Source organism: Pseudomonas chlororaphis subsp. piscium (genome assembly GCF_003850345.1).
Classification (GTDB): Bacteria; Pseudomonadota; Gammaproteobacteria; order Pseudomonadales; family Pseudomonadaceae; genus Aquipseudomonas; species Aquipseudomonas piscium.
Genome location: NZ_CP027707.1, coordinates 5,172,873 through 5,185,084, shown reverse-complemented (window position 1 = coordinate 5,185,084; position 12,212 = coordinate 5,172,873). Strand labels below are relative to the sequence as shown.

The 12,212-nt window shown below is 62.1% G+C and carries 11 protein-coding genes; 7 read left to right on the top strand and 4 right to left on the bottom strand.

Going from position 1 to position 12,212, the window contains the following annotated elements:
• Positions 1 to 16: 16 nt before the first annotated feature.
• Positions 17 to 1,411, bottom strand: coding sequence for a class II fumarate hydratase (locus tag C4K38_RS23200; protein WP_053280368.1), 1,395 nt, complete (start codon positions 1,409 to 1,411; stop codon positions 17 to 19).
• 192 nt (positions 1,412 to 1,603) lie between these two features.
• Here C4K38_RS23200 and C4K38_RS23195 point away from each other — a divergent pair, with 192 nt between their 5' ends.
• The 7 genes from C4K38_RS23195 to C4K38_RS23165 all read left to right on the top strand — a co-directional run bounded on the left by C4K38_RS23195 (position 1,604) and on the right by C4K38_RS23165 (position 9,427).
• Positions 1,604 to 2,119, top strand: coding sequence for a DUF2059 domain-containing protein (locus C4K38_RS23195; RefSeq protein ID WP_009045024.1), 516 nt, complete (start codon positions 1,604 to 1,606; stop codon positions 2,117 to 2,119).
• A gap of 12 nt (positions 2,120 to 2,131) precedes the next feature.
• Positions 2,132 to 2,431 (top strand): BolA family protein, encoded by a 300-nt coding sequence (locus C4K38_RS23190; protein ID WP_053280367.1) that lies wholly within the window; start codon positions 2,132 to 2,134, stop codon positions 2,429 to 2,431.
• 101 nt (positions 2,432 to 2,532) lie between these two features.
• Complete coding sequence (gene trhO / locus C4K38_RS23185; RefSeq protein ID WP_053280366.1) at positions 2,533 to 3,474, top strand: oxygen-dependent tRNA uridine(34) hydroxylase TrhO; 942 nt, start codon at positions 2,533 to 2,535, stop codon at positions 3,472 to 3,474.
• A 3-nt stretch (positions 3,475 to 3,477) separates the two neighbouring features.
• Positions 3,478 to 4,113: a DsbA family protein gene (locus C4K38_RS23180; protein ID WP_053280365.1), complete on the top strand. Its 636-nt coding sequence runs from the start codon at positions 3,478 to 3,480 to the stop codon at positions 4,111 to 4,113.
• Positions 4,106 to 5,932, top strand: coding sequence for an ABC transporter ATP-binding protein (locus tag C4K38_RS23175; RefSeq protein ID WP_053280364.1), 1,827 nt, complete (start codon positions 4,106 to 4,108; stop codon positions 5,930 to 5,932). The genes C4K38_RS23180 and C4K38_RS23175 overlap by 8 nt, the downstream gene beginning before the upstream one ends.
• Positions 5,933 to 6,136: 204 nt before the next feature.
• Entirely contained in the window at positions 6,137 to 8,596 is a 2,460-nt protein-coding gene (locus tag C4K38_RS23170) for an EAL domain-containing protein (protein WP_053280363.1), read from the top strand.
• A 78-nt stretch (positions 8,597 to 8,674) separates the two neighbouring features.
• The gene (locus C4K38_RS23165) at positions 8,675 to 9,427 is read left to right on the top strand and encodes an iron-containing redox enzyme family protein (protein WP_404940763.1); all 753 of its coding nucleotides are present in this window, start codon (positions 8,675 to 8,677) and stop codon (positions 9,425 to 9,427) included.
• 37 nt (positions 9,428 to 9,464) lie between these two features.
• Here C4K38_RS23165 and C4K38_RS23160 read toward each other — a convergent pair whose 3' ends face one another.
• The 3 genes from C4K38_RS23160 to mupP form a co-directional block, all read right to left on the bottom strand.
• A complete protein-coding gene (locus C4K38_RS23160; protein WP_053280361.1) occupies positions 9,465 to 10,391 on the bottom strand; it encodes a GGDEF domain-containing protein in 927 nt (308 codons plus the stop codon).
• Between the two features lie 367 nt (positions 10,392 to 10,758).
• On the bottom strand, positions 10,759 to 11,499 hold the full coding sequence (locus C4K38_RS23155) for a YciK family oxidoreductase (RefSeq protein WP_053280360.1): 741 nt from the start codon (positions 11,497 to 11,499) through the stop codon (positions 10,759 to 10,761).
• 38 nt (positions 11,500 to 11,537) lie between these two features.
• On the bottom strand, positions 11,538 to 12,209 hold the full coding sequence (gene mupP, locus C4K38_RS23150; RefSeq protein WP_025805554.1) for an N-acetylmuramic acid 6-phosphate phosphatase MupP: 672 nt from the start codon (positions 12,207 to 12,209) through the stop codon (positions 11,538 to 11,540).
• Positions 12,210 to 12,212: the final 3 nt, after the last annotated feature.

Genomic DNA, 12,212 nt, shown 5'->3' with positions numbered 1-12,212 from the left:
CAATCACCGCCTTCCATTAGCCCTGCTTGCCAGCCTCCAGCATGTTTTCCGGCCGCACCCAGGCATCGAACTCTTCGTCCGTCAGATAGCCCAGCTCCAGGGCCGCCTCACGCAAGGTGCGGTTCTCGGCATAGGCCTTCTTGGCGATCTCGGCGGACTTGTCGTAGCCGATATGGGTATTGAGCGCGGTGACCAGCATCAGCCCGCGTTCCAGGTGGTCGGCCATCTGCACCGGGTTGGGCTCCAGCCCGGCGATGCAGTGCTGCTGGAAGTTGCTGCAGCCGTCGGCGAGCAGGCGTACCGATTGCAGCAGGTTGTGGATGATCACCGGCTTGAACACGTTCAACTGCAGGTGACCCTGGCTGGCGGCGAAGCCGATGGCGACGTCGTTGCCCATCACCTGGCACGCCAGCATCGACAGGGCTTCGCACTGGGTCGGGTTGACCTTGCCTGGCATGATCGAGCTGCCCGGTTCGTTGGCCGGCAGCCTGACCTCAGCCAGCCCGGCGCGTGGCCCGGAGCCCAGCAGGCGCAGGTCGTTGGCGATTTTCATCAGGCACACCGCCAGGGTCTTCAGGGCGCCGGAGAGGGTGGTCAGGGGTTCGTGGCCGGCGAGGGCGGCGAACTTGTTCGGCGCGGTAACAAACGGCAGTCCGGACAAGGCCGCCAGCTCGGCGGCGATCGCCTCGCCGAAACCGTGGGGTGAGTTCAGCCCGGTGCCGACGGCGGTACCGCCCTGGGCCAGCTCGCATACGGCTGGCAGGGCCGCGCGAATGGCGCGCTCGGCGTAGTCCAGCTGCGCGATGAAGGCTGACAGCTCCTGGCCGAAGGTGATGGGCGTGGCGTCCATCATGTGGGTGCGCCCGGTTTTCACCAGCTTCATGTGGCGCGCCGCGAGTTCGGCCAGGCCGCCGGACAGTTCGGCGATCGACGGCAACAGATGCTGCTGCACCGCCTGGGCCGCGGCGATGTGCATCGCCGTGGGGAAGCAGTCGTTGGAGCTTTGCGAGCGATTCACGTGGTCGTTGGGGTGCACCGGCGACTTGCCGCCGCGCGGGTTGCCGGCCAGTTCGTTGGCGCGACCGGCGATCACCTCGTTGACGTTCATGTTGCTCTGGGTGCCGCTGCCGGTCTGCCAGACCACCAGCGGGAACTGGTCGTCATGCTGGCCGTCCAGCACTTCGTCGGCAGCCTGTTCGATCAGCCGGGCGATATCGGCGGGCAGGTCGCCGTTGCGGTCGTTGACCCGGGCCGCGGCCTTCTTGATCAACGCCAGGGCATGCAGGACCGACAGCGGCATGCGCTCGTTGCCGATGGCAAAGTTGATCAGCGAACGCTGGGTCTGGGCGCCCCAATAGGCTTCGTCCGGGACTTCAACCTGGCCAAGGCTGTCGGTTTCGATTCGACTCATCGTGCTCACTCCTGTAGGTCTGATTGCGCAGTTTAGGCCGTGATCCATCGCCTGGGTTCCATAAAGCGCCTTTTGTGTCATTTGGTCGAGCAAATGCAGGTACCACAAGGCTTGGGGTTGAGCGGCAGAGTTTTTTAGGCGCAGAATGGTCGCCCTTGGGGTTATACCTCGCCTGCTAGAAAAGGAAACTCGATGACTCGTCTTCGTGCCATCTGTACCGCGGTTGCTCTGGTTTGCGCCAGCGGCCAGGTGCTTGCCGATACCGCCAGCCACAACGCCAGTGCCGAAGCTTTCCTGACCCTGGCGCACGCTGACAAGCTGGGCACTCCGGTGTACATGCAAGTGCAGCAAATGTTCGCTCAGCGTTTTGAACAGACCAAAGCCCCAGAGTCGAAAAAAGCCGTACTGGAAACCTATCAGGCCAAGGCCAATGCCGCCCTGGACCAGGCCATCGGCTGGAACAAGCTGAAGCCGGACATGGTCAAGCTCTACACCAGCAACTTCAGCGAATCCGAGCTCAAGGACCTGGTGGCGTTCTACCAGTCGCCGCTGGGCAAGAAAGTCCTGGAAAAAATGCCGCAACTGACCCAGCAATCGGCCCAGATGACCCAGGCCAAGCTGGAAAGCGCGGTACCAGTAGTCAACAAGCTGCTGGCCGACATGACCGCCGAGCTCGAGCCTAAGGCTGCCCCGGCGAAGAAGAAGTAAGCGGAGCCAGGAATGACCATGCAACAACGTATCGAATCGGCACTGGGCGCATTGCAGCCTGAGCATTTGCAGGTGCTGGATGAAAGCCACATGCACAGCCGCGGTCTGGAAACCCACTTCAAGGCCGTGCTGGTCAGCGAGCAGTTTGCCGGGCTCAACAGCGTCAAGCGTCACCAGAAGGTCTACGCGACCCTGGGCGAGCTGATGGGCCAGTTCCATGCGTTGGCGCTGCATACCTACACGCCGGAAGAATGGGCGAAGATCGGCGCGGCCCCGGCCTCGCCGACCTGCGCTGGCGGCAGCAAGCATTAACCACCGGTTTTTTGCTAGAATCCGCAACGCGCCGCTCAGTCGGCGCGTTTTTTTTGCATCCGGTTCACCCTTTACGAGGGTAGCCACCTGGAGAATTACCCATGACACAACAGATTGTCGTGGCGGCACTGTATAAGTTCGTCACCCTCGAAGATTACGTTTCCCTGCGCGAACCGCTGCTCAACGCGATGCTCGACAACGGCGTCAAGGGCACCCTGCTGATCGCCGAAGAAGGCATCAACGGCACTGTGTCCGGCAGCCGCGAAGGCATCGACGGGCTGCTGGCCTGGCTCAGGAACGACCCGCGCATGGTCGACATCGATCACAAAGAGTCCTACTGCGACGAGCAACCGTTCTACCGCACCAAGGTCAAGCTCAAGAAAGAGATCGTGACCCTGGGCGTGCCCGGCGTCGACCCGAACAAGAAGGTCGGCACCTACGTCGAGCCGCAGGACTGGAACGCGCTGATCAGCGACCCGGAAGTGCTGCTGATCGACACCCGCAACGACTACGAAGTGTCGATCGGCACCTTCGAAGGCGCCATCGACCCGAAGACCACCAGTTTTCGCGAGTTCCCCGACTACATCAAAGCCAACTTCGACCCGAGCAAGCACAAGAAGGTCGCGATGTTCTGCACCGGTGGCATTCGTTGCGAGAAAGCTTCGAGCTACATGCTCAGCGAAGGTTTCGGCGAGGTCTTCCACCTCAAGGGTGGCATCCTCAAGTACCTCGAAGAGGTGCCGCAGCAGGAGAGCAAATGGCAGGGCGACTGCTTCGTCTTCGATAATCGGGTGACCGTGCGCCACGACCTCAGCGAAGGCGACTACGATCAATGTCATGCCTGCCGCACGCCGGTAAGCGTCGAAGATCGCGCCAGCGAGCACTATGTACCGGGTATCAGCTGCCCGCATTGCTGGGACACTCTGAGCGAGAAAACCCGCCGCAGCGCCATCGACCGGCAGAAGCAGATTGAACTGGCCAAGGCTCGCAACATGCCGCACCCGATCGGTTACAACTACAAGCAATCTTCTTCCGAGGCCTGAGCCATGTCTGCCCGCCTGCTCTATGTGATGGACCCTATGTGTTCGTGGTGCTGGGGCTTCGCTCCGGTGGCCGAGGCCCTGGTCGAGCAGGCGCGCGCAGCGGGCGTCGAGTTGCATCTGGTGGTGGGTGGCCTGCGTACTGGCAGCGGCTCGGCACTGGAGCCGACCACCCGCCGCTACATCATCGAACACTGGCAGGCGGTCACTGAGGCCACCGGCCAGCCGTTCAAGTTCGAGGGCGCCTTGCCCGACGGTTTTGTCTATGACACCGAGCCTGCGTGCCGCGCCATCGTGACGGCGCGCAGCCTGGCGCCGGATTGCGCCTGGAAACTTTTACGACTGATCCAGCAGGCCTTTTACGTTGAAGGCCGGGACGTCACTCGCGCCAGCGTCCTGGTGGAGTTGGCCGAAACCGCGGGTGTGCCGCGCATCGAGTTCGCCGAGGCGTTCGATCGCGCCGAACAGCATGCCGCTACCGCCGCCGACTTCACCTGGGTCCAGGACTTGGGGATCGCCGGCTTTCCGACCATGTTGGCCGAACGCAATGGCCAGCTGGCCTTGTTGACCAATGGCTACCAGCCCTTGAGTGAGCTTGCTCCGTTGCTCGGCCGCTGGCTGGAGCGTGCCGCCTGTGCGTGATCTGGTTCGTGATCCACAAGCGCCGGAACCCGTCGATCGCCTGAGCTGGGCGGAAGTCCGCCGGCTGGCACTGCAGCATAAAAAAAAACTGTGGATCGCCAATGGCGTGGCTGTCCTGGCGACGCTGTGCAGCGTGCCTATCCCATTGCTGCTGCCGCTGTTGGTGGATGAAGTGCTGCTGGGGCATGGCGATGCCGCGCTGAAGGTGATGAACCACGCCTTGCCCGCGGGTTGGCAGAGCGCCGCCGGCTACATCGGCCTGATGTTGCTGATCACCCTGATGCTGCGTTGCTCGGCGCTGCTGTTCAACGTGCTGCAGGCCCGGTTGTTCGCCGGGCTGGCCAAGGACATCGTCTATCGCATCCGCCTGCGCCTGATCGAGCGCCTCAAGCGCATTTCCTTGGGCGAGTACGAAAGCCTGGGCAGCGGTACGGTGACGACTCACCTGGTCACCGACCTCGACACCCTCGACAAGTTTGTCGGCGAAACCCTCAGCCGTTTTCTGGTGGCCATGCTCACGCTGGTAGGCACCGCGGGCATCCTGATGTGGATGCACTGGCAACTGGCGCTGCTGATCCTGCTGTTCAACCCTTTGGTGATCTACGCCACGGTGCAGCTGGGCAAGCGGGTCAAGCACCTGAAGAAGCTCGAGAACGACAGCACCTCGCGGTTCACCCAGGCCCTGACCGAAACCCTGGATGCGATCCAGGAAGTCCGCGCCGGCAACCGCCAGGGCTTTTTCCTCGGCCGCCTCGGCCGGCGTGCCCAGGATGTGCGGGACTACGCGGTGGCTTCGCAGTGGAAGAGCGACGCGTCCAATCGCGCCAGTGGGCTGCTGTTCCAGTTCGGGATCGATATCTTTCGTGCGGCGGCCATGCTCACCGTGCTGTTTTCCGACCTGTCCATCGGCCAGATGCTGGCCGTGTTCAGCTACCTGTGGTTCATGATCGGCCCGGTGGAGCAACTGCTGAACCTGCAATACGCCTACTACGCCGCCGGTGGCGCGCTGTCGCGCATCAACGAGCTGCTGTCGCGGGCCGACGAGCCGCAATATGCCGGCGGTGTCGATCCGTTCCAGGGACGCGAGACCGTGGGCATCGAAGTCAGCGGCCTGAGCTTCGGCTACGGCGACGAACCGGTGCTCGACCAGATGAACCTGTCGATCGAGCCGGGGGAGAAGGTGGCGATAGTCGGCGCCAGCGGTGGCGGCAAAAGTACCCTGGTGCAGCTGTTGCTGGGGCTCTATACACCGCAGGCGGGCGTGATTCGTTTTGGCGGCAAGACCCAGCAGGAAATCGGCCTGGAAACCCTGCGCGAAAACGTGGCGGTGGTGTTGCAGCATCCGGCGCTGTTCAACGACAGCATTCGCGCCAACCTGACCATGGGCCGCGAGCGCAGCGACGAAGCCTGCTGGCGGGCGCTGGAGATCGCCCAGCTGGACTCGACGGTCCGCGCCCTGGCCAACGGCCTGGACAGTGTGGTCGGCCGCTCTGGCGTGCGTCTGTCTGGCGGCCAGCGCCAGCGCCTGGCGATCGCGCGGATGGTCCTGGCCGAACCCAAGGTGGTGATTCTCGACGAAGCCACCTCCGCCCTGGACGCCGCCACCGAATACAACCTGCACCAGGCGCTGACGCGTTTCCTGCATGGCCGGACCACCCTGATCATTGCCCACCGCCTGTCCGCGGTAAAACAGGCGGATCGGGTTCTGGTGTTCGATGGCGGGCAGATTGCCGAAGATGGCGACCATCAGCAGCTAATTGCCGACGGCGGCCTTTACGCCAAGCTTTACGGGCATTTGCAGCAAGTCCAACGACCTTGAGTTTTATCCGGTTTTCTGTGCTTAGTGCTTGAATTCTCTGGTGGAAATGACCCTCCTGGGGCACGGCCCTGTCGTGTCTCGACCGGCATCGTGCTTGAACGTCACGGTCTGTGCGTTCGAAGCCGCGGAAATTAGCCTAGTCTGTGCTGTCAGGAGCGGTATTTTCTCGGGTGTTCATCTGGCAGTGCTTATGCAAGGGACCTCATGAAGCAAAAGCGGACTCTCGGAACGCCACGGCTATTGGGCATCGTCTGGCCATTTATTGCGGTGGTGTTGTTTCAAGCGCTGCTGGGTGGCCTCAGCTTATACGTCCTTTCGGCGGTACGTGGTTACGTTGCCGGAGAGAGCCTTTGGTCCAAGGGCCAGAAGGACGCCATCTACTACCTCAATCTTTACGCCGATAGCCGCGACGAATCGATCTTCCTGAAGTACCAGAACGCCATTGCCGTACCCCAGGGCGGGCATGAGCTGCGTGTTGCCCTGGATCAGCAACCGCCGGACCTGAATGCCGCGCGGGTGGGGATTCTCAAGGGCGGCAACCACCCCGACGACAGCGACAGTGTGATCTGGCTGTACCTGAACTTCCGCCATTTCAGCTACCTGGAAAAAGCCATCGACCTGTGGACCGTGGGCGACAGCTATCTGGTGCAGCTCGATAGCGTAGCCCATGAAATGCACCGCGGCATTACCAGCAACCAGGCGTCCGAAGCCGATATCCAGCGCTGGAAGAACCAGATTTTCGCTATCAACGATGGCGTGACGCCGGCGGCCAAGGCCTTCAGCGATGCGTTGGGCGAGGGTTCGCGGGTGATTCTGCGGCTGTTGCTGATCACCAACCTGGCCACCGCGCTGGGGCTGATTGTCCTGGCGTTGCTGCGTACCCATAAGCTGCTGACCCAGCGTCATGAGTTCGCCAGTGCCCTGCAGCTGGAAAAGGAGCGGGCGCAGATCACCCTGCAATCCATTGGCGACGGTGTCATCACTACCGACGTGGACGGCGCCATCGCCTACATGAACCCGGCCGCCGAGGAAATGACCCACTGGAAGGCCGAGCAGGCCGTGGGGCTGCCGCTGGCGGCCTTGTTCAATCTGCTGGACGAAAATGCCCAGGCCGACGGTTTCACCCTGATCGAACACATCCTCAGCGGCCAGCTCAGCGGCGGCAGCGAGCACTCGAAGTTGATCCAGCGCCTGGACGGCAGCACGGTGTCGGTGACCCTGGTCGGCGCGCCTATCCAGAACGCCGGCAGGGTCAGCGGTACGGTGCTGGTGCTGCACGACATGACCCAGGAACGCCAGTACATCGCCAATCTGTCCTGGCAGGCGACCCACGACGCCTTGACCGGCCTGGCGAACCGCCGCGAGTTCGAATACCGCCTGGAGCAGGCGTTGCACAACCTGAACCGGCAACCGAGTCGGCATGCGCTGATGTTCCTCGACCTGGACCAGTTCAAGCTGGTCAACGATACCTGCGGCCATGCGGCAGGGGACGAGTTGCTCCGGCATATCTGCGCCTTGCTTCAGTCGGGCCTGCGCGAGGGCGATACCCTGGCGCGCCTGGGGGGCGACGAATTCGGCATCCTGCTGGAGAACTGTTCGCCGGAAGCGGCGGAAAAGATCGCCGAAGGCCTGCGCCAGACGGTGCAGAACCTGCATTTTGTCTGGAAGGGCCGCCCCTTCGTCACCACGGTCAGCATCGGCCTGGTGCACGTGGCGCAAACCCCGACCACCCTCGAAGCCTCGCTGCGGGCAGCGGACATGGCGTGCTACATGGCCAAGGAGAAAGGGCGCAATCGGGTCCAGGTCTATCACGCGGACGATTCGGAGCTGTCCCTGCGGTTCGGTGAAATGGCCTGGGTCCAGCGCCTGCACATGGCCCTGGAGGAAAACCGCTTCTGCCTTTATGCCCAGGAAATAGCCGCCCTGGGTCATGCGGACCGGCTCGGCGGGCATATCGAGATTCTGCTGCGCCTGCACGACGAGGCCGGGCGGATGATCCTGCCCGACAGCTTCATTCCGGCTGCCGAGCGTTATGGCCTGATGACCTCTCTGGACCGTTGGGTGGTGGAAAATGTGTTCAAGATCATCGCCGAATGCATCCGCGAGGAGCGCGAAGGGCCCCTGGCGATGTGTGCCATCAATCTGTCGGGCGCGACCATCGGTGACGAGGCCTTCCTGGATTTCCTGCGCGAGCAGTTCATCGTCCATGGCGTGCCACCGGACCTGATTTGTTTTGAAATCACCGAGACCAGCGCTATCTCCAATCTGGGTAGTGCGATTCGCTTTATCAACGAGCTCAAGGGTTTGGGCTGCCATTTCTCGTTGGACGACTTTTGCGCGGGAATGTCGTCATTCGCTTATCTCAAACATTTGCCTGTAGACTTCCTCAAGATCGATGGAAGTTTCGTAAAGGATATGCTGGACGACCCGATCAATCGCGCGATGGTCGAAGTGATCAACCATATCGGTCATGTGATGGGCAAACGCACGATTGCCGAGTTTGTCGAAACGCCGCAGATTGAGCAGGCATTGTTGGAGATTGGCGTGGATTACGCTCAGGGCTACCTGATCGAGCGCCCACAACTCTTTACCTGCGACAGCCTGCAGTGTCGGCCTTCGCGACCACAGCCTCTGTTATTCAAGGCTCCTGGCACGTTCCGTTGAATCTCTCGCTGATCCGTACCATCACCATCAAAAGGAGCCCCGACAGTGATCGACGCATTCAACAGAACCGGTCCGCTCATGGACGCTGCAAGCTATCCGGCCTGGGCCCAGCAGCTGATCCAGGATTGCAGCGAGAGCAAGCGCCGCGTGGTCGACCACGAACTGTACCAGCGCATGCGCGACAACAAGCTCAGCAACAAGACCATGCGCCAGTACCTGATCGGCGGCTGGCCGGTTGTCGAGCAATTCGCCCTGTACATGGCGCAGAACCTGACCAAGACCCGCTTCGCCCGTCATCCCGGGGAAGACATGGCGCGGCGCTGGCTGATGCGCAATATCCGGGTCGAGCTCAATCATGCCGATTACTGGGTGAACTGGAGCCGCGCCCATGGCGTGAGCCTGGAAGATCTGCAGGCGCAGCAGGTTCCTCCGGAGCTGCATGCCTTGAGTCATTGGTGCTGGCACACCAGCTCCGCCGATTCACTGATCGTGGCGATCGCCGCGACCAACTACGCAATCGAGGGGGCAACGGGTGAATGGTCGGCGCTGGTCTGCTCCAACGGCGTGTATGCGGCGGCTTTTCCCGAGGAAGAGCGCAAGCGGGCGATGAAGTGGCTGAAAATGCATGCCCAGTACGACGATGCGCATCCTTGGGAGGCGCTGGAAATCATCTGTACCCTGGCCGGCATGAAACCGAGCAAAGCCTTGCAGGGCGAACTGCGCCAGGCGATCTGCAAGAGTTATGACTACATGTACCTGTTCCTGGAGCGTTGCATGCAACAGGAAAAGACCCCGGCAGCCCGTGAACGGATGGCGCTGGTCGAAGGTTGAGTGGCGGCCTCCGATGGAGGCGGCCCCAGCCATGCTCTCAGCCGGCCATCGCCAGGCGGTTGCGGCCTTCGCGCTTGGCCACGTACAGCGCGCTGTCCGCGCGGCGCAGCAGGCTCTCGGCTGATTCCCCCGGCAGCAGGGTCGAACAACCCAGGCTGACCGTCAGCTCGATCAATGTGCCATCCGCCCAGTAATCCTTGGCCTGAGCTGCCTGGCGCAGCCGTTCTCCCACCATGGCGGCGGCATCGCGGCCGGTGTTGGAGAGCAGGATCAGGAACTCCTCGCCACCAAAGCGAAACACCATGTCGACGTTGCGCAGTTGCGCCTTGATGGACGCGGCAACGGCCTTGAGCACTTCATCGCCGGCGCTGTGGCCGTGGCTGTCGTTGATTCTCTTGAAGTGATCGATATCCAGCATCAGCAGCGACAGCGGGTGCAGGTGGCGGCGGGCCATTTCAATTTCCCGTTGCAGCGTCTGGTCCATGGCGATCCGGTTGCCGGTATCGGTCAAGGGATCGCGCAAGGCGCTCCGGGTGGCGGCCCGATAGAGCAGGGCATTGCGCATCGGGTAAAGCAGGGCGGACAGCAGGGACTCCAGATGACCCTGTTCCTGGTCGTTGAAACGCTGATTGCGCCGAAACACCAGCTCGCCCATGGACTCGCCTTCATGGCTCAGGCTGTAGCTGATGGAGTGGTGGCCGCGCTGGCCGAATTCCAGGCGCAGGTCGCTGGGTTTGTGCTGGTAAACCAGGGCATCCAGGGGTACAAGGCGTTGGGTTTCGCGAAAGAACAGGCCGAGAATGCGTTGTGGTTCCAGGCTGGTCTGTAATTGCAGGCTCAGTTGCTGGCGCAACTGGGCCAGGCTGACTGGGCGTTGCAGGAGTGGTGACTGCTGGCCAAAGCCCAGGCGTTGCAATTTGGCGCTATCGAAGTCAATTGCGTTGGTCTGGGTCGGTGTTTTCATATGGCGTGAGCCCCCCTGAGCACGTAATGCAGTCTTACTGGCTGGGTGAGAGCGGCACAGGGCTGCACGTCATACTGTTCCATCAGTCCCGCAGGACAAAGTGCCCACAGTCTAATCCGCTTTACGGTCCGTTATAAGCCCTGACACGATCGCTGCCGAGTTTCGCCAGTACGCCGCGTATCCAAGGCAGATCAGAGCGAAAGTCGTGCCATTCGCTTCATTTTAATAAAATGCTTTTGAATTCAGTTGGTTGGCTGAAAGTGCCGAGTCTTGGCGTGCCAAGGGTGGCATTTGTCTGGCGATGACAGGGGGGAGGTCGGCGGGAAGGGAGCGCCGCGACGGTATTCCGCCGCGGCCAAAGAAAGGATTACTGGGCGTCGAATGCCTGGCCGTTGATCCCGGTACTGTCCGGACCCATGAGGTACAGGTAGACCGGCATGATCTCGTCGGGGGCCGGGTTGTTACTCGGGTTTTCCCCTGGGTAGGCCTGGGCACGCATGCTGGTGCGGGTTGCGCCCGGATTGACGCTGTTGGCGCGCACTGGTGCGACACCATCGACTTCATCGGCCAGGGTTTGCATCAGGCCTTCGGTGGCGAACTTCGAAACGCCATAGGCGCCCCAGTAGGCACGGCCCTTGCGGCCAACGCTGCTGGAGGTGAATACCACCGAGGCGTCCTGGGACAGCTTGAGCAGCGGCAGCAGGGTGCTGGTCAGCATGAACATGGCATTGACGTTGACTTGCATTACCCGCATGAAGTTCTCGCCCGACAGCTGTTCCAGCGGCGTGCGCGGGCCAATGATCGAGGCGTTATGCAGCAGGCCATCGAGGTGGCCGAACTCGGCTTCGACCATGGCGGCCAGTTCGTCGTACTGGTGCGGCAGGGCGGTTTCCAGGTTGAACGGAATCACCACCGGCTGAGGATGGCCAGCGGCTTCGATCTCGTCGTAGACCTGGGTCAGGTTGGCTTCGGTCTTGCCCAGCAGCAGTACGGTGGCGCCGTGGGCGGCGTAGGTCTTGGCGGCAGCGGCGCCGATACCGCGGCCGGCGCCGGTGACCAGGATGACCCGATCCTTGAGCAGTTCGGGGCGGGCGGAATAATCAAACATAAAAACCTCGGGAAATCAGAAGCGAAAGCCTGGGCAGATCAGCAGCTGCACAGCGCCTGATCCAGGACCTGACGCAGTTCCAGTGGATGGTCGACCACCACGTCGGCGCCCCAGTGCTTGGGATTGTCGTCCGGATGGATGTAACCGTAGGTCACGGCGGCGGTCTTGGTGCCAGCGTCGCGGCCCGATTCGATGTCGCGCAGGTCGTCGCCGACGAACAGCACGCTGGCCGGGTCGAGGTCGAGCATCTTGCACGCCAGGATCAGCGGCTCCGGATCGGGTTTGCTGTTCTTCACGTGATCCGGGCAGATCAGCAGGGCGGAACGTTCCGCCAGGCCCAGTTGCTGCATGATCGGCTCGGCAAACCGCACTGGCTTGTTGGTGACCACGCCCCAGATCAGATTGGCCTTTTCGATATCGGCCAGCAGCTCGGCCATGCCGTCGAACAGCTTGCTGTGCACCGCGCAATGCTTGAGGTAGCGCTCCAGGAACTCCAGGCGCAGCTCCTCGAAACCCGGGGACTCCGGGTCCATCGAGAAGGTGACGGCCACCATCGCCCGGGCGCCGCCGGAGATTTCGTCACGGATATGCTTGTCCGCGATCGGTGCCAGGCCGCGGTCGGCGCGCATGGCCTGGCAGATGGCGATGAAGTCCGGCGCGGTGTCGAGCAGGGTGCCGTCCATGTCGAAAAGAACTGCTCTGATACGCATGGG

Excerpts from the sequence above, each read along its gene's own strand:
- C4K38_RS23200 (WP_053280368.1), bottom strand. The coding sequence starts at position 1,411 with ATGAGTCGAATCGAAACCGACAGCCTTGGCCAGGTTGAAGTCCCGGAC.
- C4K38_RS23195 (WP_009045024.1), top strand. The coding sequence starts at position 1,604 with ATGACTCGTCTTCGTGCCATCTGTACCGCGGTTGCTCTGGTTTGCGCC.
- C4K38_RS23190 (WP_053280367.1), top strand. The coding sequence starts at position 2,132 with ATGACCATGCAACAACGTATCGAATCGGCACTGGGCGCATTGCAGCCT.
- trhO (WP_053280366.1), top strand. The coding sequence starts at position 2,533 with ATGACACAACAGATTGTCGTGGCGGCACTGTATAAGTTCGTCACCCTC.
- C4K38_RS23180 (WP_053280365.1), top strand. The coding sequence starts at position 3,478 with ATGTCTGCCCGCCTGCTCTATGTGATGGACCCTATGTGTTCGTGGTGC.
- C4K38_RS23170 (WP_053280363.1), top strand. The coding sequence starts at position 6,137 with ATGAAGCAAAAGCGGACTCTCGGAACGCCACGGCTATTGGGCATCGTC.
- C4K38_RS23165 (WP_404940763.1), top strand. The coding sequence starts at position 8,675 with ATGGACGCTGCAAGCTATCCGGCCTGGGCCCAGCAGCTGATCCAGGAT.
- C4K38_RS23160 (WP_053280361.1), bottom strand. The coding sequence starts at position 10,391 with ATGAAAACACCGACCCAGACCAACGCAATTGACTTCGATAGCGCCAAA.
- C4K38_RS23155 (WP_053280360.1), bottom strand. The coding sequence starts at position 11,499 with ATGTTTGATTATTCCGCCCGCCCCGAACTGCTCAAGGATCGGGTCATC.
- mupP (WP_025805554.1), bottom strand. The coding sequence starts at position 12,209 with ATGCGTATCAGAGCAGTTCTTTTCGACATGGACGGCACCCTGCTCGAC.